This window comes from Caldococcus noboribetus (assembly GCF_055389385.1).
Genome location: NZ_AP042475.1, coordinates 1,085,186 through 1,110,623, shown reverse-complemented (window position 1 = coordinate 1,110,623; position 25,438 = coordinate 1,085,186). Strand labels below are relative to the sequence as shown.

Genomic DNA, 25,438 nt, shown 5'->3' with positions numbered 1-25,438 from the left:
TCAGTTCACTCATTAGCTGAATACATTTTACTTATCTATAAGTTTTTCTAGTAGGAAAAGGAAGCCAGTTATATTTACTTAAAAGGCAGCTCAGAGGATAGTCGCACATCATCGCTCAGAGTCGCTCCACCATCCTCATCGCTGCCACTTGTTGTGTAGAGTTTGCACCTTTTACTTTTGCGTCCTCGCTTACTATTTAGTCGGCTTCACAAGACGGCTGTCTACTGGTTGAGGGCCAAGTAAGTGGACATGAAGGGCCTTAAAGGCTATGGGCCCGCGGGGGTTTGAACCCCGGACCACCCGGTTATGAGCCGGGCACTCTACCTGGCTGAGCTACGGGCCCTCAGGATAGAGCCTTTCAGCGCTCACTTTAAAGCTTATCTTTTGTCCTCCCGCCTCACTAACATAGAAGCCATAGCTTGAGGGACAGCCCTAAGTAGGTCGTCTATATTGAGCTCTTGCCTGACGTAGAGGTCCCAGGCCCACTTGGGCATATCCTTTAGGAGAACTCCAGCTAGGGGGGACCTATAGCTGGCCCTAGTTAGAAGCCGCGATAGTATCGCTGAACTCAGAAGACCGGATACACCTTCGGAATATTTCCTAAGGATAGAGGCTCTATCATTGACATCATAACTTGCTATTGCGCTGGCTAGCGCTTCAGCGGAAACTATAGAGGGCCTGTTGCCCTCGCCGCTCCAGGCCATTACAAGGCCCGCAGCCTCACCGACATTAATTATGTCGCTGGTGCTAAGCGAGGGGTTGGTGAACACATTTATAGGCGCGCCCTTGACTTCTAGGACGTCAAAGGTTGGGTTTACCTTTTCTCTGACATACTCTCGTACTAGGCCTTCCAGTCGCGCCGCGTTGTAGAGACCTATAAAGCCAGCGCCTACATTTATTAGATGACCGCTGTCATCATAAGGGAATACCCAGTAAAGGCCTCCTGAAGAGGGTCTAAAGTCGAGTATTGCCTCTTCAGGGCTCCACGAAGGCACCTTTGCTATAACTCTCAGTGCTAGAACCTCGGAGGAAATGGGTAAGTTGTAAGGCCCCCTTGAATCTATGGTCAGAATTCCTCGCTCGCCATTCCACGGTCTCCTTATTATCTCAACGCCGTTATCTACGGCCGACTTTCTGAGCGACCTTATGAGTCGGGGCTTATCTACTATGGCCCACTTAGAGTTTCCGCTCATATTGGTCGTGGTCACATATTTACCTTCAACGAAGACATGAACATAATTTACTATAGTCTTTATGACACCATAGGCTTTAGCCAACCTTAGTGGTAAATCCTCAAGCGTCAGCTGCTCGCCGCAAGGCTTAACATAAGAAAGCTCTACGGGTTCGAAAGCCGTAACCTTAAAGCCTCTCTCGGCAAGCCTTAACGAGAGTAGGGAGCCAGCAAGGCCTAAGCCAGCGATGACTATGCGGTCCGCGAGCCTTCTCAAGGGGCGTCACGCTCTTTACAAACTTTGTTTTATTGCCAGCCTTATTCTGCAGACGGCGCTCTTAAAAGAAATAACATAAACCTGGGCATTATGACTTAAACAAAAGCGCGGTCTATTAGCAACAAGCTAGCAACAAAATATTAAAAGTATGAAAGAACAGAGTTGGCCTCTTCAGCTCCTCTCCTTTCCAACAACTATTATGCTAGTGAGGGTGCTCTTCACTCCATTGAGTTTTCTTATTTTGTCAGTTATCAGGGACCTAAGTTTGTCCATGTTCTCGGCTTCTACAAAGGCCACAAGGTCGTGAATGCCATACACCATGTAGACCTTCTTGACCTCATCAATCTTGAGCAACTCATTAAATATATCGTTCTCCTTGCCGACATCCGTGTTTATCATAACGATAGCCTGCGCGCCCATATACAGTCCCCAAACCACTTTATATTATCTAAGGCTCTGCCAAATATAACCTTTAGTGGTTCATTAGGCGTAATGGTTTTACGTTAGGGAAAATGTTAGCTTATAAGAGGTTCTACTGAACTTTCTCACTAGGTTGATATGCATCGCGCGTCCTCTAAGGTTCGACTTTAACTTATAGAGCTAAATTCCTAAAGGCTCAAAGGGAGTCCAAGGGCGCGAGCCTTGTATGCGGTAGTGCCGGGTTCGGACGACGTGTCTAAGGCCTTCGCTAGGTCATTAGCTAACTCAATAAATGGGTACCTCTGCGAACCGCAGTACAAGGAATTTCCTGACGGGGAACAATACATTAGAGTCACGTGTGATGTTAAAGGTATGGACGCCATATATGTCAAGACCATGATACCTAGACAGGACTCATCAGTGGTGGCTAGCCTGTTGGCAGCTGACTCACTTAAGGCTTCCGGGGCCAACAGGATAGTATTAGTAGCCCCCTATATGGCATATGCCAGGCAGGACCGGCAGTTCCTTCAGGGGGAGCCCGTCAGTATAAGGTCTGTGCTGAGGGCCCTCTGGTCAGCAGGATTTACTCACGTAGCTACGGTGGAGATTCACAAAGCCGAAAGCTTAAGACAGTTCCCTGGCGTTGCGCTTAACATAAGGCCCTACCCCTACATGGCCGACGTTCTTGGAATAAGCGGCTCTAACTACGCGGTCTTATCGCCTGATCTTGGGGCCCTTGAAAGGGCTAAAGCACTTGCGGAGCACCTAGGCGTTCCCTACGATTACCTTGAAAAGCAGAGGGACAGGGTCACGGGCGAAATCACCATGAGGCCAAAACAGCTTGACGTAGCTGGTAAGGATGTGATAATAGTAGACGATATAATAAGTACAGGAGGCACGGTAGCCAAGGCCGCAGAGATACTTAGGGAGCAGGGCGCCAGAAGCATTATGGTTATAGTTGCTCACGCAGTCCTAGCTCAGGGGGCTGAGGAGAGGCTTAGGTCCGTTGGCATAACCCAGGTTTATGCCGCTAACACCACACCAGCTCAGGGCAGCCTTGTTAAGCAGGTCGACGTGGCTCCCCTTGTGGCCAAGGAGTTGGCGAAAGCCTTGGGTTAGCCTCTTATTTCTAGTAGAGCCTCGGAGTTCTCGGCCACTTTCCAGTCAGTTCCCACCGCTACTACTACTACTGTTCCAACGAGCTTGGCCCCAGCCTTCCTGACAAGCTCAGCCAGAGCTCTAAGCGTATGGCCATGTATACTAAAGTCGTCAACTATTAGTACCCTGGAGTCCTTGGAAAGCTCCCTCTTAGTAACGTAAAACACGGTGTAGGAGGCCGGCCCAGAGAGGTACATGGCCTCAAGTATGGGCTCCTCTGAGGGAGGCCTCTGCTTTCTGGCGACCACTATAGGCACGTTGGCTGTCAGGCCTATGGCTGTGGCCAGGCTTATACCTCCGGCCTCGGGCGTCAGCACGCACGTGAAGGTCTTGTCAAACCTTTTTACGACGTATTCAGAGACCAGGGTCAGGGCCATGGGGTCAAGCGTTACACCTGTTATGTTATAGAAGCCATTGTATACCTTTATAGCCTTAGCCACAATACTTGTAATCACTTCCCTCGAGAGAATGGTGTCCACAATCTTCTTGGCGTTGCCCTCTGAGGGTAGTGTGCTGCCGTTTATGTAGCGCGACAGCATGGGAGACGGTAAGCCCGTTATCTTTGATAAGTCCGTGAGCTGGAAGAAGGCCCTGGCTGCCCTAAGCAGCTTGACAGACCTGTACCTGAGCTCATTAGAGCTAAAGTTGCTCAGATCAGATCCCAATACTCGCTAGCTTTGTGAGAGCTTAAAGGCCTCCTAATTTCTGAGTGGAGAGGAGCCAAGAACAGGTGGGCGCGGTTGTACGCTGAATATACACTTTACGAGTGGGTTGGAGTGAGGCCCGAGTTAGCCTACAGCGGTGAAATAAAGCAGGCAGTGCTTCAGTCGCTCAGAGAGGAGCTCGAGGGCCAAGTAGATGAGACCATGGGAATCATAATATCCGTGATAGACGCCAGCGTAGAGGGCGATGGAGTTTTGTTACCTAACGATCCCCAGATTTACTTCCCTGTCAGGTATAGAGTTCTAAGCTTTGAGCCTCTGCTTCAGGAGGTGGACAAGGGCATAGTTAGCGATGCGAGGGAGTTTGGCGCCTTTGTGAGCCTTGGGCCAACCGACGGCTTTGTACATAGGACTCAGCTGATGGATGAGGACGTGGACTTTATGCAGGAGACCAGGAGCTTCAAGGGCCGCGAAAGCGGCAGGGTGGTTGGAGTCAATGACATAGTCAGGGTGAGGATAACTCAGGTTAGCAAGGCTTCAAGGAGGATGGCAGCAGTTAGGATAGGTCTAACTATGAGACAGCCTTACCTTGGTAAGGAGGAGTGGTATGCTGAGAAGCAGCAAGCCGCTGGAGGGAGCGGGGGAGGTGAGGCCTCTTGAGCCAGGAAGGTCAGCCGCAGGGTCAGGCAGGTAGCAACATTATTGATTACTCCGAGTTCGCAAAGGTTGACCTGAGGGTTGGCAAGGTCTTGTCCGCCGAGCCCGTAGCTAATAGCAGGAAGCTGATAAGGCTCACCGTTGATCTTGGATCAGAGCAGAGGCAAATACTAGCTGGGCTGCTTAAGTGGTATAAACCTGAAGACCTGGTAGGAAAGTATGTAATAGTTGTGGCCAACCTTAAGCCTAAACAGATGGCAGGACTAACGAGCCAGGGCATGCTGCTGGCAGCTCCGTGCGGAGACTCGGAGAAGCCCGTTATACTTACCGTAGCTGAGCCTGTCCAGCCTGGCTCAAAGGTCTGTTAGCTACTTTTGACTTCCGGGCATACGTAGCTTAGGGGGCTGGCTATGAAGAGGGTTTTAAGAGGGGACTCCCTCGAGGGAGATGGCCTAGAACCCACGCCAGGAGCCAGCCCCCTCTGCCTGGAGGATCTTTTTACAAGCATTAGTAGAGATGACGTCTATGAACTGTTTTCACAGCTGGTTCCAAGCGAGATAAATTATGTCGACGTGCTCCTCTACTCAGACGACGACAGCGAGATTTACGCCAGGTGCTTTGTGTCACTTACATGCCTTGAGGTTTTAAAGGTGGTGGCGAGGCTCTGTGGAGATAAGGCCCGCCTGGAAGTCGTCAATTTGCCGGAGGTGGACGCAGCTGCTTTAGAGGGCAATTGCATCGAACTCGTATCAAGACCTGACCCCCCTATAAAGATAAGGAACCTCCTGAGAAAGCTAGGTATAGGAGAGCCCAGCGAGGTGCAGGGCTACAGATTGTTAAAGGATGATCAAGTTGGAGATCCCACCGAGGTTTAAGGTGCGCGGCTGGCTTAGCGACGAGGACTTCCAGAGAATCCTCGAGTTCTCTAAGTACGTAGGTCGCGATAGGGGGTTCTCCGTATTTGAGTTAAGCTACGAGAAAGCTAAGGAGTCAGGCTTAGGTCCCGCCGACATATTAAGGGAGCTGGAGGAACTCAAGGACTCAATTCCCCAGCAGGATCTAGAAGTATTGAAGGAGTACCTTAGGAGGAAAGGCACTGTTGAGATAAGTCTTAATCCTGGTAATGAGGTTGTTATATCTAGCGAGCTTATGCTAAAGCCATACTTGCAGGAATACCTAGCACAGCTTAAGTATAGCAAAGAGTTGAGGAGCTACATAGCTAAGCCTTACCTATATTACGATCTCGTTAGGCATTTGAACGGCGAAGGGGTAATAGTTGATGATAAGATAGGGCTGCTAGAGAGGGCCAAGCTGCCCAGGCAGGTAAAGTTCGTGGGCCAGTTGAGGCCGTATCAGCAGGAGGCCCTGGACGCCTGGTCAAAGAATAACAATAGAGGAGTAATAGTTCTGCCCACGGGTGCAGGCAAAACAGTTGTTGCCATAGCTGCCATAGCTGCAGTAAACGTGAAAACGCTTATAGTAGCCTACACCAAAGAGCATGTAAAGCAGTGGAGCGATGCCATAAGGAGGTTCACAGATGCCGGCGGCCTGCTGGGCGCGTTCTATGGGGATGAAAAGTCCATAGGCGACATAACTATAACCACTTACCAGACGGCGTACAGGTACGTGAGGCAGTTATCTCCAAGGTTCGCCCTGGTCATTTTTGATGAGGCGCATCACCTACCGGCAGATAAGTTTAAGGTTATAGCGGAGTACATGTTGGCGCCATACCGTATGGGACTTTCCGCTACGGCTGTCAGGGAGGACAACAAGCAGGAGGAGGTGTTCCCGCTGGTGGGAGGCATTGTTTATCAGAGAAGCGCATCCGAGCTAATGCAGGAGGGCTTCCTAGCGCCCTATGTGATAAGAAGGGTCACCGTCAGGCTCTTGCCGGAGGAGCAGAAGCTATACGATGAGTTAAGGAAGCGGTACATGTCGTTTGCCATGGGAAGAACTTTCCAAGAGGTTCTGGAGGCCGCCAAGAAGGGCGAGCAGAACGCCATAGAGGCCCTGAGAATCAGGGCCCAAATGCAGTCAATAGTGCAGGAGAGCAGGAGCAAGCTGGACAAGGTAGTTGAGATCGCAAAGCAGGAGCTGAGCAAGGGCTCTAAGATAATAATATTCACACAGTACAAGAAGCAGGCTGAGGAGCTGGCCCAGAGGCTCGGCGCACTCCTTATACATGGGGGCCTTGAGAGGGAGGCCAGGGACAAAGCCCTCGATGAGTTTAAGAGACTTAAGAGCGGCGTGCTCGTAGTCACGACCGTGGGTGACGAGGGCCTTGATATACCAGACGCCAACATTGGTATACTCGTCTCTGGAACCGGTTCCAGAAGGCAGTTCATTCAGAGGCTTGGCAGGCTGCTGAGACCTATGCCCGGAAAGACTGCAGTGTTATATGAAGTCGTGGCAAGTGGCACCAGCGAGATCGTGCAGTCCAAGAAAAGGAGGGAAGCGATTGGGAGCTAGCAATTTAGGCCCTGCTGAGGGCCTCGCTCACTAGCTTGGGGATCTCGTAGGGTGTAGTTGCTACTCTTACTCCGGCGTCCTCCAGTGCCGCAACCTTATCCTTGTAGGCTCCGGTGCCAAGCATTATTATGGCACCTGCGTGGCCCATCCTCTTGCCCTCAGGCGCCGTGCGGCCAGCTATGAACGCCACTATGGGCTTCCTTATCTTGCCCTCCTTAACCATCTTGGCTACTCTTTCCTCGGCGTCGCCGCCTATCTCACCTACCATAACTATGGCTTTAGTCTGCGGATCCTTTTCGAACATCTCAGCAACCTCTGGGAACGTGAGTCCAGTTATGGGGTCACCACCTACCCCTATCACTGTGGACTGTCCTAGGCCAGCCTTAGAGAGGAAGTAGCTCACTTCATAGGTAAGGGTACCGCTCCTGGACATCACTCCAACGGGCCCTGGCGTAAAGACATTGGCTGGCATTATGCCGACCTTGGTCTTGCCCGGAGTTATTATGCCTGGGCAGTTAGGCCCTATTATTATGGAGCCCTTCTCCCTGGCGTAGTTAACAAACGCCATGGCATCATGTATGGGTATGTGCTCAGTTATGACAACTATGGTCTTAATGCCCGCGTCTATGGCTTCAAAGACAGCGTCGGCGGCAAACTTAGCTGGCACGAAGATTATTGACGTGTTGGCCTCAGGATGTGCCTTGACGGCTTCGTCCATAGTGTCATAAACTGGCACGCCCTCAACTGTGGTACCTCCCTTACCTGGGGTCACCCCAGCTACTACCTTGGTGCCATATTGGAGCATTAGCTTCGTGTGGAACGAACCCTCTCTACCAGTTATGCCCTGCACGATTACTCTAGTGTTCTCATCGACTATTATGCCCATCTTTACCTCACCTCATAGGTTCTTAAGCGCCTGGAGCGCCTCAAGCGGGTCACTGTACGGCGTTATACCCACTTCCTTAAGAATCTCCCTTCCTTGCTCCTCGTTGGTTCCGGTCAACCTCACTACCAAGGGCTTAGCTTTGCTGCCCAGATCCTTGAGCGCCATCACTATGCCCCTAGCAACCTCATCAGCCCTAGTTATGCCTCCGAATATGTTTATGAACACCTTCTTGACCTTGGGATCGCTCATAACGAACTCAACTGCATCCCTTATGTGCTCGGCCTCAGCACCTCCTCCTACGTCAAGGAAGTCTGCAGGCTTCATGCCAAACTCGTAAACGAGGTCCATGGTAGTCATAGTGAGTCCTGCTCCGTTTCCGATAACTCCTACGTCGCCGTCAAGTTCCACATAGGCGAGGTCCTTCTCCCTGGCAGCTATCTCCCTCTCGCTGAGCTCCCCCAGCCTCTCCTTCTCAGTGGCCGCATATTCTGTATGCCTGAAGAGGCTGTTATCATCAATAATTATCCTGAGGTCAAGGGGCAGGACCTTGTCTGGCAGAAGTGCTAATGGGTTGCTCTCAGCCAGCTCGGCGTCGTAGTCCATAAACGCTCTATACAGCGCCTGCAGGAAGTTCTCAAAGCTTGAGAGTGCCTTGCCTGTGAGGCCTAACTGCTTGCCCAGTATCCTAGCCTCGTAGTTCCTTAGACCCTTGTATGGGTCTACGTAGTACTTTATTATGGCCTCTGGGTGCTCCCTGGCGACCTCCTCAAGATCCATGCCGCCGTACTTGCTTACCAGCACTAGGGGCTTCCTCTCGGCCCTATCAAGCACTATTCCTGCATAGAGCTCCACGTCGTGCTTTATAGCCTGTTCTATGAGCAGGATAGAGGGCTTTATACCCTTGATTGGCGTCTTAAAGAGCTGCTGAGACACTGTGACGGCCTCATCGATGCTGTTTACAAGCTTTATTCCACCCGCCTTACCCCTTCCGGCAACTAGAACCTGTGCCTTAACGGCCAGCGGAGGGGTCAGGCCCGAGCTCTCTATGGCCTTCTTTATGTCGTCACCCTCGCGCACTATTACGCCCTTCGGCGTTTCAATACCGTACTTCCTTATGATCTCCTTGGCCTCATACTCAAACAGCTTCACAGGCCCACCCACACTCCCTAGTCCCGGGTTTAATTAATAAGCTCTGAAGAGAGTCTGTTTAGCGTTTCAGAAGCGCCGCCAACAAAACGATAACGAGAGCCTTGCCCTTGACCCAGAAGTAGACTTTACTTAAGTTTTGCTATTGACGAGGGCTGCAGAGCGAGTTTAATTAACCTTTGCCAAGTCGAGAATAGTGGCTACCCTTTTTACATAGAGCAAGCTAAATCGTAGCATAAATGTGGATGTCAAAACAGCTGGTGCTGAAGCCATGTATATGAGCATCAGGCCGCGGCTAGGTAAAGATAGGTATGGCGAGCCAGACCTTATCTTTAGCTATCCGTGGCCTAAGGTGGCTGAGGGGAGGCACTTATACGTGGTGTCGGAGTTCACGTCATACTTCCCCGGCAGGGTCGAACTGAAGAGAAGAGGTAGTAGGGGTATCGCGCAGGTACCTGTCAGGGAGGGACTTTACCACTACGCGTTTGTAGATAGCCTCTACAGGGTCTACGTAGATTATGAGAATCCAAGAAGTGACGAAATCGATCTAGGTCTAAACATGGGAAGAGTGACAGCAAGCGTTGCTGAGGCAGGACTCAGGGAAATCAGAGATGCTATTTCAGAGGGTGGACTTCATGGCAACCTGATACTACACGACGAAAGGTGGCCAGGCTACCTCTCAGGCTATGGAGAGGCCGTCGCAGTGAGAATTTTTACCGTACGGGAAGAGGTAGATTCTGTAACACTTATGGCCCTAGTAGAGGGATCGTGGAGGTCATTTGAGGCCGAGCTTATCCTAAGGGATTCCTACAGAGATTATTATGAGGCAAAGGTTCCTAAGAGAGTCGAGGCATACTACTTCTTGCTCTTGGTTGATGGCAGGGAGCTGCCTTTTGGGTTTAATGGACTGGGTTCAAGGGAGCCGTGGATACCAGAGGACGGCTACTACTATAACTCTATACCGTGGTATCTAGGCGCCTCATATTATCTCGTGTTTCCAGACAGCTTCGCAGGCTATAATGAAAGTTTTGCTAATATGAAAACAAGGCCTAGGGAGCGCATAGGAGGTAACCTTAAAGGATTAATAGATAAGCTCGACTACATAAAATCCATGGGGTTTGAGGCCATTTACTTAACTCCCATTTACATCTCTAACAGCTACCACCGTTATGATGTTATAGATCAGCATCACGTAGACCCATCGTTAGGTGGCGACGGCACCTTAGAGAACTTAGTAGAGAGGTCTCATAAGCTTGGAATTAAGGTGGTTTTGGACCTAGTTGTTCACCATACATCACCCTGCTCTAAAGAGTTCTCCGACGCCTTGAAGAGGTGGAAGAGCTCTGCTTACTGGAGCTGGTACAGGTTTCTTGTAGACTCAAAGGATGAGATCGCTCATGATGCAGAGTTGCTAGAGGGATACATAGAGTCTGGCTGTAGAAACTTCCCCAAGGAGCTTAGCTTTAAGGACCCGTTCTATGAGACCTTTGCAAAGCTTTGGGGGATGCCAAAGTTAAACCATCAAAACGAGGCTGTCCTGAACGACCTCTGTGAGATTACAAATGAGTGGGTAATGAAAGGTATAGATGGCTTTCGTATAGATGTAGCGCACGGGCTTCCAGACGATGCCATGAGGTATCTGTACGAGTGCATACTGCGCAAGAGGCCTGACTCACCTGTCATAATGGAAATAATGGGCGAACTCTCGGCATTTCCCATGGGAATAACTTCGAATTCAGCCATGAACTATGAGGCTAGAGGCCCTATAGTGGGCTTCTTCAGAGGTGAGGTAACAGCCTTAGAGCTCTCAGAAAAGCTTAACAGACAGTACCTTAGACTGCCCCTACAAGTTGCTAACGCGCTCTATAACCTCTTAGGCAGCCACGACACGCCTCGCATAATTGATGTACTGGGTTCTAGGGACCTTGTTGCCAGAGCTTTAGTTTTATTGGCCCTTATGTACGGCTCCTTTAGCATTTACTATGGCGACGAAATTGGACTTAGGGGAGGCAAGGACCCTGACAACAGGCTCCCAATGCCATGGGATGAGAGCCTGTGGGACAAGGACCTTCTCAACTTAGTTAAGAAACTCATAGCTCTTCGGAAGGCATCTAAAGCCCTAAGGTATGGCTACTTCAGGGCTAGCCCCCTAGGCCCTGACGCTATTTATATAGAAAGAGCCTATGGAGAGGAGACCGTCACGGGTTATGTAACCCGCCGTCCTGTAGAGTTACCTTCGCTAATAAGGTGCAAGGAAGCGCTGTTGGAGAGGGGCTTAAGGGGCGACTCCCTGGATGGATTCGTCATATGCAGGGTTCGGTGAAGGCAACCCAATTAAGGTTCTCCAGTTGCGGCCCTAAAGCGATATAAATATTATTTGCTAGGGGCCCTGCTCCTGCAGGTGAAAATATGACAAGGGATGTGATAGTTTCCGTTACGCCAGAAATAGCGCTAGACGAACTGTATAGCTACGCTGGAGGCCTAGGAGTTCTTGAGGGGGATAAGTTTTATGCCATGGCGAGGAGGGGCGCTAAATACTATGTAATAACGCTCCTCTATAGGCATGGGTACATTGATTACACCTTTGAGGAAGACAATACTCCAGTGCCCAGGGAGCAGGAGCAGCCAGTAGAGCTGGAGACTCTGCTAAGGCCCGAAAAGGAGTTTGCGGTGAAGGTGAAAGGAAATAACATAATAGCAAGACCTTGGGTTTACGAGAGGGGTAAAGCCAAAGTAGTATTCATGGAGGCGGTATGCCCTGAGTGGGCGAGAAGGTATAGTGAGCAGGCCTACATAGAGAACTGCTTTGAAGAGAACATATATAAATACGTGTTCCTTGCTAAGGCCGCCGCTACTTATATCAGGGACTACATAGGCCTCGACAACATAAAGAACATAGACTTGCAAGAGGCGTACACGGTGCTGGTCATGTTAGCGTTGCCTGAATTCAAGCAGTACCGCTTTATAACGCATACGCCAGGGCCCTGGGGGCATCCAGCGTACCCTACAGCAATTCTAGGTGAGGAGTTCGGCTTTGGCAGCCCCGACCCATATGTCATATTAACCAGGGTAGGCATGGAACGCGCTGTAATAACATATGCCGTTTCGGCAAAGCATGAGGAGATAACGAAGAAAACATTCAAGGAGTACTCTGAGAAGATATCCCACATAACTAATGGCGTTGACGTTGAGAGATGGCAGCATCCTGCCCTGAAGCAGTTGATAACCTCCAAGGGCCTTGATAACTTGACAGAGGATGACGTGTGGCAGGCTCACGCCCAGGCCAAGAAGGACCTCATCAACATGGTGAAGGCCTACAAGGACATAGGCGATAAATATCTGGACAGGCCAGTTGTGGTGTGGCTAAGGAGGAACACCCGCTATAAGAGGCCGTACTTTATAGCTAGGTTTATAGAGGAGAGCGGTTTGAACGATGTACTCTTTGTGGTTGGCGGCAAGGCGCATCCAAGGGACACAGACGGCCTTATGTATATGAAGGAGTTCCACAGGCTCTCAAAGCAGTTCCCAAACGTGGTGCACATATATGATTATGACGTAGTTAAGGCTAAGGTTCTTCAGGCAGGGGCTGACATACAGACCTTCACTCCCTTCTCAGGGTGGGAGGCAAGCGGTACCAGCTTCATGAAGTCTCTGGTGAACGCTATACCTGTAGTGGCTTCCAAGGATGGCGCTGTAGTGGAAGTAGTCCAACATGGAGTTAATGGATGGCTCTTTGGTGAAGACCTCAGAGACCTCATAAACATCTACACGGATCCAAAGGCCCAGGAAATTGATGAAAAGGATTACGAGGAGTTCTCAAAGTATCTCGGCGAGGCTATAAACATCTACGGGAGCGAGAAGTACAAGTCGATGGCACTCTCCGCGCTAAAGACTTCGTATAAGTTCGTTGACATTAACAGAACCCTCAACGAGTTCTACTTTGAGGAAGGGCAAACAAAAGCTTCGCAAGCGGCGGGCAACGGTAAAAACGCTAGCTCTTCTTGATTACTTTGAGAACCTTCTCAACCATGTCATTTAGCGCGGAGAAGAAGCTAGGACCGTAGTGTGCCAGGCTGTCATAGTCAAGTACAACTATGCGATTCTCTCTAACGGCCCTGAGGTTGTCAAAGCCCCTAGAGGCCAGCCTTCCAGCTACTTTTTCTGGCGTTGCGTGTTCCCCTAGCTTCTGCTCATAGATTATGACGTCAGGGTCGAAGCTCCTGATGGCCTCCGTGTCAGGGTTAACTATGTAGGGAACCCTGCTCCTTGAAAACGGATGCTCAGCGCCAAGAAAGTCAAAGGCGTCACCTATATAGCTGTGAGCCCCAACGCTGACAGGTCCCCCTAGGTCTATCTCATAATATAGCTTTATGCCCCTCAGGGCGTTCCTAAGGCCTGTTAACTTACTGAGTAGGCTCGATGCGAGATCCCTGGCCCGCGAGAGCTCTCCAATCACTATGCCCGTTATGATGATATTATCAAGTATCCCATATATGCTAACTGGAAGCGGAATAGGGTACACTAAGTAACCCTTGGACTCTAGCTCAAAGATTTTATCTCTCTGAGCCCCTGTGGTCACAAGTACTAGGTCAGGGCTCAGCTTCTGAAGCAGCTGGTAGTTTATGTTTAGGTAGGCCCCAACCCTAGGTTTCTTAGAGACCTCCGGCGGCTTGTCACAGAAGAAGCTTACGCCGACAACTCTGTCCTCGGCTCCAAGCAGGTAAAGAGTCTCCGTTATGGCAGGTGAAAGGCTGACTATTCTTGATGGCCTCTCTGGCACCTCGACCTCTTTTCCTAGAATTTCAGAGAACAACTTTACCATATACTCCCCTCCTCCTCGAGCCCCCAGATGTTTATAGAGCTAACTTAAATGCAGTAGCTATGTTTGTGTGAGTTTAGTTAAGTTCTTTAGATTACCTATAAAAACTTTGTAATAGGTTATACCTTTGGGTGCTTAGTATTGGGTACAGTATATAACAATGACGAAATTAAGAGAATAAGTGATAAGGCGTCAGAGTGGCGGAGGACTACCCTACAGCAGTGGCTTCAGAGGCTCCCTGAGAGGCAGCAGGAGTTTACCACGTTAAGCGATATACCCATTAAAGAGGTTTACACGCCCGCTGATATACCTAACTTCGATTACATGGAAAAACTTGGCATGCCTGGCGAGTACCCGTTCACTAGGGGGATACATGCGACTATGTACAGGGCGCGCCTTTGGACAATGAGGATGTTCAGCGGCTACGGTAGCCCTGAGGACACTAACAAGAGGCTTAAGTTCCTTATAGAGCATGGCGAGACAGGCCTAAGCTTAGCCTTCGATTATCCAACCCTTGTAGGCATAGACCCCGACGATCCTATGGCAGAAGGCGAAGTAGGAATCGTTGGCGTCAGCGTGCCGACAGTGGTTGACATGGAGGTAGTCTTTGACGGCATAGATATGAGCAAAGTTACAACTAACATGACCATAAACCCGCCGGCGCCCGTGCTGCTCTCATTTTACGTTGCGGTTGCTGAGAAGCAGGGTGTGCCTTACTCTCAGATAGGGGGTACGACGCAGAACGACCCTCTGAAGGAGTTCATGGCGCAGAAGAGTTATGTCTTCCCCCCAGAGCCTGCAGTCAAGGTGGCTATGGATCTAATAGAGTGGAGCGTCAAGAATCTCCCTAAGTGGAACCCGATAAGTATAAGCGGCTACCATATAAGGGAGGCGGGGGCCACCGCTGTCCAGGAGTTAGCCTTCACGTTGGCTGACGGCATAGAGTACGTGAGGCAGCTTAAGAACAGGGGCCTTGACGTAGATTCCTTCGCGCCCAGGCTCAGCTTCTTCTTTGACGCCCATATAAACTTCTTTGAAGAGATAGCCAAGTTCCGCGCGGCAAGAAGAATGTGGGCCAAGATAATGAGGGATTGGTTCGGCGCTAAGAATCCAAGGAGCTGGTGGCTCAGGTTCCACACGCAGACCGCAGGCGTCTCGCTGACCGCCCAGCAGCCGTGGAATAACATAGTAAGGACAGCGATAGAGGCGCTAGCTGCAGTGTTAGGAGGTACCCAGAGCTTACATACTAACAGCTTTGATGAACCTTTCAGGGTACCTAGCGAGTTTGCAGCCAAGATAGCCCTTAGGACACAGCAGATAATAGCATATGAGACTGGAGTGGCGGACACTATAGATCCCCTTGCAGGAAGCTATTATGTGGAGTGGCTAACTGATGAGATAGAGGAGAGGGCCTGGAAGTACATCGATAAGATAGAGAGCATGGGAGGCATGTTAGAGGCCGTCAAGAAGGGCTTCCCGCAGAGAGAGATAGCTGACGCCGCGTATAAGTTCCAGAAGGACGTGGAGGAGGGAAGGAGGTTCATAGTGGGCGTTAACATATTCACGGAGAACGAGATAGAAGATGTTAGGAAGGTACCTCTTCTGGAGTTTGACCAGCAGGAGATAGAGAAGAGGCAGAAGCAGAGAATAGCGCAGGTGAGATCCATGAGGGACCAGCAGAGGTGGTCTAGAGCCCTTGACGAGCTGAGGAGGGCCGCCGAAAAGGGTGAGAACATAATGCCTTATGTGCTTAACGCGGTAAAGGCCTATGCAACCTTAGGTGAGATAATGAACACCCTTAAGGAGGTGTACGGGGTTTATGTCGAGCCCCCAATATATTGAGGAGAGGCCTTACAAAGTAATAGTGGCTAAACTAGGTCTTGATGGACACGACAGAGGAGCTAAAGTCATAGCGAGGGCTCTCAAAGATGCAGGTTTTGAGGTAGTTTACACTGGGATAAGACAGACCCCTGAGCAGGTCGCAAGGGCTGCAATAGAGGAGGACGCTGATGTCATAGGTGTTAGCATACTCAGCGGAGCCCACATACATCATGTTAAGCTGCTCATGGAGAAGCTAAGGGAGCTGGGAGGCGAAGATATACCTGTTGTGGTCGGAGGGACAATACCTATAGTTGATGTTGATGAACTTAAGAGGCTGGGCGTTAAGGAGGTATTTTTGCCAGGCGAGAGTCTGAAGAGGGTAGCTGAAATAATAAGGGAACTCGCGGCTAAGAAGCGCCAGACAGAGGCTTTGATGGGGTGACAAAAGCCTTGGCCACTGTGGAGAGGGAGGCGCTGGAACACCTTCTCGAAAGCGCTTCCAAGGGCAACCTGAGGAGCATAGGCAGGTTCCTGACTCTCATGGAGAACCCCTATAGGTTGCCATCAGAGATATTTGACTCCATAGCCCGTATGGCTGGTAAAGCCCATGTCATTGGCATTACCGGCATACCGGGGGCCGGCAAGAGCACTCTAATATCGAAGCTTATTATGGAGTTCAGAAGGCGAGGCTACAAAGTTGCTGTCATAGCTATAGATCCTAGCTCCCCGCTCACGGGCGGCGCCCTGTTGGGCGATAGACTTAGGATGCAGGAGAAGGCAGAGGATCCAGGCATCTTCATAAGGAGCGTCTCCACAAGGGGGCTGAAGGGAGGCCTTAGCTTAGCAGCCCTCTCAATGATAGAGGCCTTAGACGCCCTAGGATATGATAAGATAATCATAGAGACCGTAGGAGTAGGTCAGTCAGAGACTGACGTCATGAACACCGTTCATACCGTCGTAGTAGTTACGATGCCTGGTGTTGGAGACGACATACAAGCGCTGAAGGCAGGAGTTATGGAGATAGGCGACATATACGTGCTTAATAAAAGCGACATGCCGGGCGCCCAGGAAGCGTTCGAGTACCTCTCGTTTGCCATAGATAAGGGAGAGCTAGGCCAGCAGAACCCTGGATGGAAGCCGCGGCTTCTAAGGGCGAGCGCCGTGATGGGATCAGGGATAGCTGATGTGGCAACTGCGATAGAGGATCACGTGAACTATTTGAGGAGCAGCGGCATGATCAACGAGAAGGTTGTGATGAGGAGACTTACGCTAGTGAGGCTTATGGCTGAACGGATGCTTGCCGACGAGGTTCAGAGGGCGCTACAAAACAGGATAAATGAAGTCAGGGAAAGGATAATAAAAGTCAACAGCATACTAGAGGTGGCCTCTGAGTTAGCCCGCTGCGCCTGCAGCTCCCTAAGCAATTCTTCCGAGCTCTCCAGGGAATGAGTTATGTTATATAAGTCCTAGTTATCTTGATAAAACGGCTTCGACCTACCCGAGCGTCAACATCTTCTTCAGAGTATCACGGAGCCTGAGCCTCAATAAGTTCCATACAGGTAATCTCTTCTGGGTTGAGGATGAGCGTCTTGAGGGCTACCTATGTGCAGGGCGTGATAGAGGAAAGGCTCTCGGCCGCAGCCAAGATACGGGGTTCCCTTTCAACTAACGTGGTCAGCGCCTACGACTTTAAGCAGTTACAGTCTAACCTGCTCTCTTACGTGAGCGCTCTGAAGTCTCTATTGATAACGATACCTAGGGATTCCCTGGGAGACAGCTACCTGCTTTTGTACCGTAGAGTAAGCGGGCTGGAGCCCCTTGTGCTGAGGGCAACCGACGTACCCCAGCTTCTAAAGTATGTTGACCTAGCCGATGACGTTTTCGTTGATATAATCAATTCACTCTTCAGGGCAGGCATAATAACAGAGCCTAGCGCCTCTACCATTGTAGGAAGTAAAGGTTAGGATCTAGGACCTTAGTCTAGCTTATTACCTGGCTTTTGAGAGGCAGTAGGACAATTTTAAATTTCTTGTAATCACTTTACTCCTTGAATTAGATTACTGCTAACTTTAACTGGGCGAAGACGTTACGAAAGCAGCAACCATATGGTCATTACGCTGTTTCGTTAAACAGGTCTCAAGGTCTACGCAGGCCCAATTGATAAGAGCTTAAAATTACCTGGAATAATCTACTGCGCGGGAAGCGACAATGAGCTCAGCGGGTGGTACTCAGCAGACTTCCACGACCGAGGAAATAGGATTCCCAGCAGAGGTTATACAGATAATAGGAAGAACAGGTGTCGCTGGCGAGGTAACTCAGGTAAGGGTTAGAATACTTGAAGGTAAAGACAAGGGCAGAATCATAACAAGGAACGTCATGGGCTCGGTAAGAGTAGGAGATATAATAATATTGAGGGAGACCGAAAGGGAAGCCAGGAAGCTTACTAAAAAGAGGTGAAAACTAATAAACTTAAGCATAGCTGTAGTGATAACGATCTCCATACTGTTTTCGGCCCTAACCTCCCTGTTAGTCTCGTTGATAATTGTTAAGACCTCCAGACAGCTCGTACTCCTTACCCAAAGGAGTAAGGGGCCTGGAGGCCGCATAAGGAGAAGATATGTTGTATTCGAGGTAGCTACTGTAGCTGAAATACAAGAGAGCGATATAAGGGCTGCCATAGAGAACAAGTTTAAGGAAATCTTTGGACTAGAGGGCCTGGCATTATCAGGACTTAGGCTCATCATGTATGACCCTAAACTTAGGAGAGGCATCATAAGGGTTAGGTCTAATTATTTCGATCAGCTAATGACCACTCTAGGCTTTATAAGGAGCATAGATAACTACAGAGTGTTCCTATACCCCTTAGCCACAAGTGGTACCATAAAGAGGGCCTTGAAGAAGCTTCGATCTTGAGATTAAGATCTAAGGCGAAATTAATAGTAGGACTCCATTACATTAGCCTTTAGCTCCAGCTGCTACTATCTTGATTACGTCATTATCATTAAGTTTGTAGTCGTGCCTACCCTTTGCTTGGTCTTAGCATTTATCGCATAAAGGAAGGTCTCTCCTAAATCTGTGTGTATCCTGTAGGCTAGCTCCCTAGCGGTAGTGCCCCTGGGAACTAGCAACACGTCAGGAAGCACTCTACCGCTCCTGTCAGTGTACTTATTGAAATCTTCAACAGGGTACGTTGCTATAAGCTTAAGTACATCAAATAGCGCCGTGTTTATGGCTTGTATGACTCCGGTGCCCCCGTATCGGTTAAACAGCTCTCTTATCATGTCAATAGCCCTTTGGGTTTTCTGGTCTAGAGCCCCCTTGACTTTGAAGTCTGAGTCGCCAGGCAGATAATCTACAAGACCCTGTTTTGATAGCTTCCTCAGCAGAAGCTCGGCCAGGGCGCTGGTGGGCACTACCGGCACTTCAGGGAAAGCCTGTTTAAGCCTCTCTACATTCTTCTCCGAGCCTGGCACGTCTACCTTATTGGCAACTATTACCATAGGTTTAGTCATCTTTCTCAAAGTAACTACGAGCTCCCTTAGCTGGGCATCGTCTAGCTTAGGCAGCTCGGTATCGCTAATCTTCAAGCTCTCTAGGGCCATCTCTACCTGGGCTTTAGTTATCCCAAACCCCGATACTCTCTGAGAGAAAGCGCCAACAGGATCTTTTAGAGCTCCTACGGAGGCCAGCTTTGTGAACTTATCCCAGTCACTTTTAATGGACTCGTACATCCACTCGTCAAGTTCAAATGTAACAAACTTGACCTCTTCTACAGGGTCATAAGCGCCAGGCCCCACCTGGATACCCTCTGCAGTCGTTGAGCCGCTAGCGTCGACAACTAAGAGAAACACATCAGACCTACGTAGGTCATCTAAGAACTTGTTGCCAAGCCCCTTGCCCTCATGAGCTCCAGGTATAAGCCCTGCGACGTCCATTAGCTTGACAGGTATGTAGCGGTATCCCATAACACACGCACTGTTAGAGGCGTCACACTTGGGCAGGCCAAGTTCTACGTGGACGCACCTCTTTCTAGCATAACCTATTCCTACGTTGGGCTCTATGGTCACGAACGGCCTGTTCTCTATCGGGACCTCTATTCCGGTAGCGGCCGAGAAGAATGAGGATTTGCCCACGTTAGTTTTGCCAACGATGCCAATTAACGTGTTGGTGGGCTCCATACTCTATCATCTGCCATGTTGTTAATATACATAATAAGATGCTTAAACGTTTTTAGAACGATGGGACTTTGGTCAACCTCATCAAAGCTAGGATACCAAAATATAGTCATGATTTGACACGGCGTTAGGCTTTAGAGGTCTCCATCGCTTCGGGATTATTAGTGGCGCTCGACTTCATCTTAGACAAGTCTTCAATGGCCTTCTTGCACGCCTCAGCAACCTCGGGACACCGAGGGCCATATGCATTTGCGGCTTTTGTAAGAAGCTCTATAAGTACATCCCGGACAAACTCCCAGGCGTCAGGAGTGTCCTTAAGTTCGCCAAAGGTAAGCTCTACAAGACCCCTCCACTCGGGGCTAGATAGATACTTAATGAGATTGCGAACGTCACCGCCGTATATGCTAAAGTCATATTTTACCTCTGCATTGCTCATGCCTTTCTTTATATCTAGCAAGGCAGATGTCATCTTTTGAAAGATCTGCTTGCTCTCATCCTGATTCTTAGCGTGTAGCTTTACATTACCATTGTTGATATTGACCATTGCCAGTGCTAAGGTCGGGTTGGCTATATGCCTAAGGAAGTCTAAGTTAACTTTGCACTCACTCACAGCTTCTACCCTCTTAGTGTTCGTCAGTTGCAACTTTATAGCCTATCGCCATTCTGTTAAATTCATGAGGTGAAACCTCTCGGACAGCGTAAGTTAAATACATTATCCATAGCTCGTGCGACCTCTTGTAAGGAGCAAGGCAAAAGGGGTCCTTGCTGGTTCCGCTGCTTTACAAATCACTAGCTCACTATGAAAAACTAAAAGCTCTTGAAGGGAGAGTTGAGCGGGGCACAATTTGAGCTCAGATAGATACACTGCAGATGAAGCCTCTTCTACTAGGAGGCTTGGCAGGAAGTTCACTCTAGCAGTGTTCTTGGGAGGCCTAATAATAGTGGCTTTGGCATCCTATCACGTTGCTGCGAAAGCCTCCTGGTATGCATCGCATGTCGAAGGAGGAGGTTATGATAACGCATATATTAGCGACGAGATATATTATGTTGATGCTGCAAGGAGAATTTTGGTAAACGTGTTTGGATATCATGGAAAGCTCTTCCCCTACAGCGGTGAGACCGCGTCCAATTACTATAATTTCGAGCACCCCCCGCTAGGCAAATATCTAATAGCGCTATCTATGGCGCTCCTTGGGGACAAGCCGTTTAACTGGCGGGTACCAAGCATAGTTATGGCATCTCTTATTCCGCTAATAATATATATCGGGCTAGCCTGGGGCAAGGACCTTAGATGGATAGCTATAGGAGCCATAGCTGGGCTCGCCGCGTCAGCGGATCATATATTAATTGTCATGGGCTCTGTGGCTATGCTTGACATCTATGCGGCGTTTTTCTTATCCCTGGCTATTGTGACCGCTTTCAGGGAGCACTATTACGTATCAGCGGTATTTGAAGGTCTCGCATGGGCTTCCAAGGAGACCGCGCTGCCAGGCCTCCTCGCCCTTCTTATTTTGGTGCTTTCTCGCAGCCCTAACAGGTCAGGCGTCCTGAAGTTCCTGAAAATATTCGCTATAGTTTTAGGGGTGTTTATAATTACCTATATTCCTCTGTTTGTTCACTTTGGAGTCATATATGTAATTCAAGAAACTTTAGGAGGATATAAATGGGATTTGGTAAGTCGCCCTCCAGGGCCACCTACCAGCACGCCAAGCGGCTGGTTCTTCAACGTCGACCCCTTTGTGCTTTCATATTCACCGCTGCTTGAGGCCTCGATGACAATATCGTTAGAGCTCGTGGCGTTGGTATCTGCCATATCGCTGTTTGTAGTAGGCGTTTCTAAGGAAAGAACCCTTATAAGAGCTGGCAGCACATTCTTCATTGTGGAGTTCATAGGCCTCTGGGCCGTTTACATTGCTGGCAACCATACACTTTACAGCTTTTACTCTGTTGTTTTCACTCCTGCAATGGCGGTCACCTTGGCTGAAGTCTTGGACGTTTTATCTAGAAAGGTAAAAATATTTAGATAAAAATTCTATATATAGTATGTGTTACTGTTTATATACTCTCGGAGACTATAAGAGAGTAAGAGGCGACCACCCAAATGGTAAATCCTAGCGCTATCAAACGTGAGCCACTGATACAAAGGGTAAGGGCCAAGGTTCTGAGCGAATACGACAATATGAGGATGCAGCTAGTTAACGAGGGAGGCTTATTAGTAACTACTGCATTGGACGACTCCGATATCGAGAAACTGGTGCTACTGGCGCTAGAGGAGGCAAAGTCACCCGTGAGCTGGAGGGAGCTGAAGGCCATCTTCCAGGGCATAGTTGGAGAGGATAGGCTGAGAAGGATATTGGGAAGCCTTAAGGCTAGAAACGTGGTCGCAGAACTTACTCACACCAGGTATAGTCTTCCAAACTACGTGTCCGAGCTTGAGATGAATAAGGTGAAGAACCCGCTAGTGTTCAGGAACATCAATGAGGATCAAGGAGACCTGTACTACGAAGATAATGACAACTGACTATCCCTTTATTTTATGATTATTGACTTAAGTGAACACTTGAGTGGCGAGTTCTGTCGTCAAAAAGTCTTGTTATGAAAGGGCTTCTTGTCATCAAGGTATATAGGAGAGCCTTTTTTGAAACATAAAAGGAGAGGTCTCAACCTTCTCTTTCTGAGCTAAAAAGCTTCGACTTGTCATAGAGAGCTGGGTGCAGGGCACGAGCATTGGATATAAGCTTTGCGAGATCTGCGAAGCCTCTGAAGCAGTGTATAAATGCAGGCTCTGCGGCAGAGAGGTCTGCGAGAGGCATTTTAATAAAGAGAAAGGCATCTGCACTATATGCGAGGGATCCCTCTGTGAGCTGTGTCACCAGAGGCCCTCAATAACCTTCTGCCCCATATGTGGAAGACTAGTGTGCTATGAGGATAGTGTTCAGCTGGATGAAGTAAGGAGAGTTTGTAAGGAATGTTATGCCAAGGGGCTTGCAAACTCTTATTCCAAAGGGTTTAAAATTAATTTAACTTATGTAGGTGGCGCGCTTAAGCTGGCTAGAAGGATCGTGGAGCTATCATGATTAGCCTTTGTATTAGTTCATGCGATCTTTGGCCTCTCTGATAATTTCAATTTCACCTATACAGTAATTGCTAGGGCAAACACAGCAGTTGGCTTGTAGGCATTCGCGTCCTTTACTCTTTTAGAGACTCAAGATAACGCCTATGGCCACTGACGAGGCCGAGGCTCTGCGAGGAGCGCCTGGGACCCTCGAGAGATGAAAGGAGGCAGTGGAGCCTCCATTAGTCATAATGGGAGCTGAACTCAATCTGTGAGAGTTTCTGAAATAATAGATGTTAGAGAGGCAAGAGATATAGTTAAAGCCTCTCACCGCAAAGAAGACCTATTGGGGGCCATAAGTTAATGTCACAGGAATCCAGAACCTCTTTGCACATAGAGAGTATGAGACTTAACCTCGATGGTAGGGTCTATGAAAATCCTCACATGATAGTTGTCGGCCTTAAGAGGCTTACCGGTGAGATATCATTTGGCATAGTTAAGATAGATGGCGAGTTTGACACACTCCCTCAGGCCAGTTCCTCGGAGGATGTAGTTGAGGTCTCCTCAGGCGGAACTTTTGAGTCTGACATCTCAGGCTCAGGAGTAATAAGTTTAAACGAGCTTGAGGATGGCTATATAGTAGAGTTTAGTAGGATTACCATAAAATTTGATGTTGATGAGACGACCAGTAAAGTCGGCATAAAGGTACCTAAGATAGGCACCCTTAGGGCTTCAAAGCTCCTACTTGACATTAGCGGCAACGTTTCCATTAACTTGATAGTGAGCCCCTTTGTTGTGGGCGCAATAACTCTCTCTAATGATGGCAAGATAAAGATTACCGCAGGTGACGAGATTAAGATAACCAGCGAACTTGAAGATAGCGGCGCCGGTGAATCCAGGCAGCTGCAGATTCAGCGGGCTTCAGGGAGAGCTTAATCTGGGCTTTGCAGCGAGAATCTTAGTCTTGCTTATTATTCTGGCAGCAACCTCCTTAGGGTTGCTGGCCAACACGTAGAGACCTCGCGGTGAGTATATAGCCTCCTCGCAGCCGCCAACCTCGTCAGTAATCTTCACTAATATAAGGTCAGTATACTTCGGTTCTAAGAACACTAATCTAATCACATTATTATCGTTGAGCTCAACGTAGCTTTCAAGGCACTCACCTAAATCCTCAGGTTCCGAACATCTATATCCTAGCTCTCTGATTTCTTTGACTACCTCTTGCGCCTCAGTCGCTATCCTCTTCTTCATCTTCTCCTTCGACATCTATTTCCACCTCCTCCTCATTATGAGGTGTATACTCTACGCACTTAGGCATCTGCCCGCCCTCGACAGTAATATCAAGATGGTATCTTGCTATGAACGAGCAGATAGTGTCCCATGGAATTACAGCCTTTTGGCCTAGCTCCGTCTCAATAAACGCGAGGTTACCCCTTTTGGTAACTTTAGCCTTCAAGTTCCCTGCCCTAGCAGTCCTTAGCCTCTAGCACCTAAAGATCTCTCTGCTCTTCACATCCCTTCTGACGACGCAGCCTGGATATATTATCGCATAGGAGCCTACCTTAACCCCAGGCATAAGTGACACGTTGATCCCTGTCTGAGAGTGGCCACCCATTATTGCGCCAAGCTTCTGGAGGCCGGTATCAACCAGTTGATCCTTTACTAGCATTTTTACATGGTTATGATCAAAGCGCAGGTTAGCCGTTATAGTGCCAGCGCCTAGGTTAACGTCTTCGCCTATCACGCTGTCTCCAACGTAGTTAAAGTGAGGCGCCCTTGCATATTCCATAAGCACGGAACCCTTAAGCTCAACTGCGTACCCTGCTTTGGAGCCTTCCAAAAGCACCGTCTCTGGCCTAATGTGGGTGGAGGGTCCCACTTTAACACGATCCCCTATATAGACAGGGCCTTCTATGACAGCATAGGGGCCTACCTCAGACCCTTCCCCTATATAGACAGGGCCTTCTATGACAGCAGTGCTGTGAACTTCACCTTTTATAATTTGTCCCTTTAGCTCTCCAAGGGCTCTTCTGTTGGCTATCAAGTAGTCCCATGGCCTACCCACATCTAACCAGTCATTTACATCTATGGAAACCACGTTGACATCATTCTTGCTAGCGAGCATATTTATGGCGTCCGTGACTTCGAGTTCCCCTCTTGGGGAGGGCTTTAGTTGCGCAGATATTCGATGAATTCGTAGTCTACGGAGAGGCCCCCTGAGTAGACCAAGTCACTCTTTACCTCCTCCTTGGGAGGCTTCTCTATGATATTGGTTAGCTTATCCCCGCTCACTTTTGCAACGCCGTAATTCCAGGGTTCCTTGGCTTTAGCCGTTAGCACCGTGTAGGGCTTCATCGTAGATATAACGTCATAAGCCCTTTCTGAAAGGTAAAGGTCACCATAAACTATAAGGTACTTGTCTGGACCTCCAAATTCCATCGCAACTCTTATGGCATCTCCTGTGCCACGTTCCTCGCCCTGATCCACAAAGCTAACCTTTAGGTTTAGGTTCTTTGCACACTTAGATACAGCGTCAGATATTACATCCTTCATATACGAGACCACGATAATAACTTCATCCGGACTAAGGCGGCTAGATAAAAGTCTCAGGTGCCTGCAAAGAAGCGGTTCACCTAATATAGGTAGAAGGGGCTTAGGTCTAGTTTCTGTTAGCGGCTGGAGCCTAGTTCCTTTGCCGGCGGCTAAGATTACTAGCTTCACA

29 protein-coding genes and 1 tRNA gene are annotated in these 25,438 nt (G+C 49.1%); 17 read left to right on the top strand and 13 right to left on the bottom strand.

Annotated features, from left to right (window positions below; genetic code table 11):
* Positions 1–269: 269 nt before the first annotated feature.
* The 3 genes from ACZ5GQ_RS05890 to ACZ5GQ_RS05880 form a co-directional block, all read right to left on the bottom strand.
* A tRNA-Ile gene (locus tag ACZ5GQ_RS05890) sits at positions 270–343 on the bottom strand.
* Between the two features lie 34 nt (positions 344–377).
* Positions 378–1,448: a geranylgeranyl reductase family protein gene (locus ACZ5GQ_RS05885; protein ID WP_498856239.1), complete on the bottom strand. Its 1,071-nt coding sequence runs from the start codon at positions 1,446–1,448 to the stop codon at positions 378–380.
* A 171-nt stretch (positions 1,449–1,619) separates the two neighbouring features.
* The gene (locus tag ACZ5GQ_RS05880; RefSeq protein ID WP_013266982.1) at positions 1,620–1,868 is read right to left on the bottom strand and encodes an Lrp/AsnC ligand binding domain-containing protein; all 249 of its coding nucleotides are present in this window, start codon (positions 1,866–1,868) and stop codon (positions 1,620–1,622) included.
* 222 nt (positions 1,869–2,090) lie between these two features.
* On the opposite strand from ACZ5GQ_RS05880, the gene prs reads away from it, so the two are divergent.
* The gene (gene prs, locus ACZ5GQ_RS05875) at positions 2,091–2,987 is read left to right on the top strand and encodes a ribose-phosphate diphosphokinase (RefSeq protein ID WP_498856238.1); all 897 of its coding nucleotides are present in this window, start codon (positions 2,091–2,093) and stop codon (positions 2,985–2,987) included.
* Here prs and ACZ5GQ_RS05870 read toward each other — a convergent pair.
* A complete protein-coding gene (locus ACZ5GQ_RS05870) occupies positions 2,984–3,691 on the bottom strand; it encodes a phosphoribosyltransferase family protein (RefSeq protein WP_498856237.1) in 708 nt (235 codons plus the stop codon). The genes prs and ACZ5GQ_RS05870 overlap by 4 nt on opposite strands.
* 75 nt (positions 3,692–3,766) lie before the next feature.
* On the opposite strand from ACZ5GQ_RS05870, the gene ACZ5GQ_RS05865 reads away from it, so the two are divergent.
* From ACZ5GQ_RS05865 to ACZ5GQ_RS05850, 4 genes are read left to right on the top strand one after another with little or no spacing between them, the layout of a single operon-like run.
* The gene (locus ACZ5GQ_RS05865) at positions 3,767–4,348 is read left to right on the top strand and encodes a DNA-directed RNA polymerase (protein WP_498856236.1); all 582 of its coding nucleotides are present in this window, start codon (positions 3,767–3,769) and stop codon (positions 4,346–4,348) included.
* Positions 4,345–4,713 carry a methionine--tRNA ligase subunit beta gene (metG, locus tag ACZ5GQ_RS05860; protein WP_498856235.1) on the top strand — a complete coding sequence of 123 codons (369 nt, stop codon included), beginning with the start codon at positions 4,345–4,347 and terminating at the stop codon, positions 4,711–4,713. The genes ACZ5GQ_RS05865 and metG overlap by 4 nt, the downstream gene beginning before the upstream one ends.
* Positions 4,714–4,755: 42 nt before the next feature.
* Positions 4,756–5,220: an RNA-binding protein gene (locus tag ACZ5GQ_RS05855; protein WP_498856234.1), complete on the top strand. Its 465-nt coding sequence runs from the start codon at positions 4,756–4,758 to the stop codon at positions 5,218–5,220.
* A gap of 1 nt (position 5,221) precedes the next feature.
* A complete protein-coding gene (locus ACZ5GQ_RS05850) occupies positions 5,222–6,814 on the top strand; it encodes a DEAD/DEAH box helicase (RefSeq protein ID WP_498856233.1) in 1,593 nt (530 codons plus the stop codon).
* 4 nt (positions 6,815–6,818) lie between these two features.
* Here ACZ5GQ_RS05850 and sucD read toward each other — a convergent pair whose 3' ends face one another.
* Positions 6,819–7,700: a succinate--CoA ligase subunit alpha gene (gene sucD, locus ACZ5GQ_RS05845; protein ID WP_498856232.1), complete on the bottom strand. Its 882-nt coding sequence runs from the start codon at positions 7,698–7,700 to the stop codon at positions 6,819–6,821.
* Positions 7,701–7,712: 12 nt separating this feature from the next.
* Positions 7,713–8,849, bottom strand: a complete 1,137-nt coding sequence (gene sucC, locus ACZ5GQ_RS05840) for a succinate--CoA ligase subunit beta (protein ID WP_498856231.1) — start codon at positions 8,847–8,849, stop codon at positions 7,713–7,715.
* 349 nt (positions 8,850–9,198) lie between these two features.
* Here sucC and ACZ5GQ_RS05835 point away from each other — a divergent pair, with 349 nt between their 5' ends.
* Together ACZ5GQ_RS05835 and ACZ5GQ_RS05830 are read left to right on the top strand one after the other, a co-directional pair.
* A complete protein-coding gene (locus ACZ5GQ_RS05835; RefSeq protein WP_498856230.1) occupies positions 9,199–11,169 on the top strand; it encodes a glycoside hydrolase family 13 protein in 1,971 nt (656 codons plus the stop codon).
* 86 nt (positions 11,170–11,255) lie between these two features.
* Positions 11,256–12,851 (top strand): glycogen/starch/alpha-glucan phosphorylase, encoded by a 1,596-nt coding sequence (locus tag ACZ5GQ_RS05830; protein ID WP_498856229.1) that lies wholly within the window; start codon positions 11,256–11,258, stop codon positions 12,849–12,851.
* Here the strand turns inward: ACZ5GQ_RS05830 and ACZ5GQ_RS05825 are convergent.
* On the bottom strand, positions 12,838–13,668 hold the full coding sequence (locus ACZ5GQ_RS05825) for an ABC transporter substrate-binding protein (RefSeq protein ID WP_498856228.1): 831 nt from the start codon (positions 13,666–13,668) through the stop codon (positions 12,838–12,840). The two genes, ACZ5GQ_RS05830 and ACZ5GQ_RS05825, sit on opposite strands and share 14 nt — an antisense overlap.
* Before the next feature lie 138 nt (positions 13,669–13,806).
* Here ACZ5GQ_RS05825 and ACZ5GQ_RS05820 point away from each other — a divergent pair, with 138 nt between their 5' ends.
* The 6 genes from ACZ5GQ_RS05820 (at position 13,807) to ACZ5GQ_RS05795 (ending at position 18,399) form a co-directional block, all read left to right on the top strand.
* Positions 13,807–15,507 carry a methylmalonyl-CoA mutase family protein gene (locus tag ACZ5GQ_RS05820; RefSeq protein ID WP_498856227.1) on the top strand — a complete coding sequence of 567 codons (1,701 nt, stop codon included), beginning with the start codon at positions 13,807–13,809 and terminating at the stop codon, positions 15,505–15,507.
* The gene (locus ACZ5GQ_RS05815; protein WP_498856226.1) at positions 15,485–15,928 is read left to right on the top strand and encodes a cobalamin B12-binding domain-containing protein; all 444 of its coding nucleotides are present in this window, start codon (positions 15,485–15,487) and stop codon (positions 15,926–15,928) included. Before ACZ5GQ_RS05820 ends, ACZ5GQ_RS05815 begins: the two co-directional genes overlap by 23 nt.
* A gap of 17 nt (positions 15,929–15,945) precedes the next feature.
* A complete protein-coding gene (gene meaB, locus ACZ5GQ_RS05810; protein ID WP_498857383.1) occupies positions 15,946–16,935 on the top strand; it encodes a methylmalonyl Co-A mutase-associated GTPase MeaB in 990 nt (329 codons plus the stop codon).
* 131 nt (positions 16,936–17,066) lie between these two features.
* On the top strand, positions 17,067–17,450 hold the full coding sequence (locus ACZ5GQ_RS05805; protein WP_498856225.1) for a hypothetical protein: 384 nt from the start codon (positions 17,067–17,069) through the stop codon (positions 17,448–17,450).
* 244 nt (positions 17,451–17,694) lie between these two features.
* Entirely contained in the window at positions 17,695–17,943 is a 249-nt protein-coding gene (locus ACZ5GQ_RS05800) for a 30S ribosomal protein S28e (RefSeq protein WP_498856224.1), read from the top strand.
* Between the two features lie 27 nt (positions 17,944–17,970).
* The gene (locus ACZ5GQ_RS05795) at positions 17,971–18,399 is read left to right on the top strand and encodes an Rpp14/Pop5 family protein (protein WP_498856223.1); all 429 of its coding nucleotides are present in this window, start codon (positions 17,971–17,973) and stop codon (positions 18,397–18,399) included.
* Between the two features lie 74 nt (positions 18,400–18,473).
* Here the strand turns inward: ACZ5GQ_RS05795 and ACZ5GQ_RS05790 are convergent, their stop codons facing one another.
* Both ACZ5GQ_RS05790 and ACZ5GQ_RS05785 read right to left on the bottom strand, forming a co-directional pair.
* Positions 18,474–19,664 (bottom strand): redox-regulated ATPase YchF, encoded by a 1,191-nt coding sequence (locus ACZ5GQ_RS05790; protein ID WP_498856222.1) that lies wholly within the window; start codon positions 19,662–19,664, stop codon positions 18,474–18,476.
* Between the two features lie 124 nt (positions 19,665–19,788).
* On the bottom strand, positions 19,789–20,271 hold the full coding sequence (locus ACZ5GQ_RS05785) for a hypothetical protein (protein WP_498856221.1): 483 nt from the start codon (positions 20,269–20,271) through the stop codon (positions 19,789–19,791).
* A gap of 235 nt (positions 20,272–20,506) precedes the next feature.
* On the opposite strand from ACZ5GQ_RS05785, the gene ACZ5GQ_RS05780 reads away from it, so the two are divergent.
* The 4 genes from ACZ5GQ_RS05780 (at position 20,507) to ACZ5GQ_RS05765 (ending at position 23,652) form a co-directional block, all read left to right on the top strand.
* Positions 20,507–21,688 carry a glycosyltransferase family 39 protein gene (locus tag ACZ5GQ_RS05780; RefSeq protein WP_498856220.1) on the top strand — a complete coding sequence of 394 codons (1,182 nt, stop codon included), beginning with the start codon at positions 20,507–20,509 and terminating at the stop codon, positions 21,686–21,688.
* 74 nt (positions 21,689–21,762) lie between these two features.
* Positions 21,763–22,182, top strand: coding sequence for a hypothetical protein (locus ACZ5GQ_RS05775; RefSeq protein WP_498856219.1), 420 nt, complete (start codon positions 21,763–21,765; stop codon positions 22,180–22,182).
* Positions 22,183–22,372: 190 nt separating this feature from the next.
* Entirely contained in the window at positions 22,373–22,738 is a 366-nt protein-coding gene (locus ACZ5GQ_RS05770; RefSeq protein ID WP_498856218.1) for a hypothetical protein, read from the top strand.
* A gap of 365 nt (positions 22,739–23,103) precedes the next feature.
* Complete coding sequence (locus tag ACZ5GQ_RS05765; protein ID WP_498856217.1) at positions 23,104–23,652, top strand: hypothetical protein; 549 nt, start codon at positions 23,104–23,106, stop codon at positions 23,650–23,652.
* Here ACZ5GQ_RS05765 and ACZ5GQ_RS05760 read toward each other — a convergent pair.
* The 4 genes from ACZ5GQ_RS05760 to ACZ5GQ_RS05745 form a co-directional block, all read right to left on the bottom strand.
* Positions 23,638–23,982 carry a hypothetical protein gene (locus ACZ5GQ_RS05760; RefSeq protein ID WP_498856216.1) on the bottom strand — a complete coding sequence of 115 codons (345 nt, stop codon included), beginning with the start codon at positions 23,980–23,982 and terminating at the stop codon, positions 23,638–23,640. The genes ACZ5GQ_RS05765 and ACZ5GQ_RS05760 overlap by 15 nt on opposite strands.
* Positions 23,945–24,172, bottom strand: coding sequence for a hypothetical protein (locus ACZ5GQ_RS05755; protein ID WP_498856215.1), 228 nt, complete (start codon positions 24,170–24,172; stop codon positions 23,945–23,947). Before ACZ5GQ_RS05755 ends, ACZ5GQ_RS05760 begins: the two co-directional genes overlap by 38 nt.
* A 27-nt stretch (positions 24,173–24,199) precedes the next feature.
* On the bottom strand, positions 24,200–24,814 hold the full coding sequence (locus ACZ5GQ_RS05750; RefSeq protein ID WP_498856214.1) for a hypothetical protein: 615 nt from the start codon (positions 24,812–24,814) through the stop codon (positions 24,200–24,202).
* Positions 24,815–24,885: 71 nt separating this feature from the next.
* The gene (locus ACZ5GQ_RS05745) at positions 24,886–25,437 is read right to left on the bottom strand and encodes a nucleotidyltransferase family protein (RefSeq protein WP_498856213.1); all 552 of its coding nucleotides are present in this window, start codon (positions 25,435–25,437) and stop codon (positions 24,886–24,888) included.
* Between the last annotated feature and the right edge of the window lies 1 nt (position 25,438).

Excerpts from the sequence above, each read along its gene's own strand:
- ACZ5GQ_RS05760 (WP_498856216.1), bottom strand. The coding sequence starts at position 23,982 with ATGTCGAAGGAGAAGATGAAGAAGAGGATAGCGACTGAGGCGCAAGAG.
- ACZ5GQ_RS05830 (WP_498856229.1), top strand. The coding sequence starts at position 11,256 with ATGACAAGGGATGTGATAGTTTCCGTTACGCCAGAAATAGCGCTAGAC.
- ACZ5GQ_RS05855 (WP_498856234.1), top strand. The coding sequence starts at position 4,756 with ATGAAGAGGGTTTTAAGAGGGGACTCCCTCGAGGGAGATGGCCTAGAA.
- ACZ5GQ_RS05825 (WP_498856228.1), bottom strand. The coding sequence starts at position 13,668 with ATGGTAAAGTTGTTCTCTGAAATTCTAGGAAAAGAGGTCGAGGTGCCA.
- ACZ5GQ_RS05815 (WP_498856226.1), top strand. The coding sequence starts at position 15,485 with ATGTCGAGCCCCCAATATATTGAGGAGAGGCCTTACAAAGTAATAGTG.
- ACZ5GQ_RS05775 (WP_498856219.1), top strand. The coding sequence starts at position 21,763 with ATGGTAAATCCTAGCGCTATCAAACGTGAGCCACTGATACAAAGGGTA.
- ACZ5GQ_RS05790 (WP_498856222.1), bottom strand. The coding sequence starts at position 19,664 with ATGGAGCCCACCAACACGTTAATTGGCATCGTTGGCAAAACTAACGTG.
- ACZ5GQ_RS05880 (WP_013266982.1), bottom strand. The coding sequence starts at position 1,868 with ATGGGCGCGCAGGCTATCGTTATGATAAACACGGATGTCGGCAAGGAG.
- sucD (WP_498856232.1), bottom strand. The coding sequence starts at position 7,700 with ATGGGCATAATAGTCGATGAGAACACTAGAGTAATCGTGCAGGGCATA.
- ACZ5GQ_RS05805 (WP_498856225.1), top strand. The coding sequence starts at position 17,067 with ATGAGCGTCTTGAGGGCTACCTATGTGCAGGGCGTGATAGAGGAAAGG.
- ACZ5GQ_RS05800 (WP_498856224.1), top strand. The coding sequence starts at position 17,695 with ATGAGCTCAGCGGGTGGTACTCAGCAGACTTCCACGACCGAGGAAATA.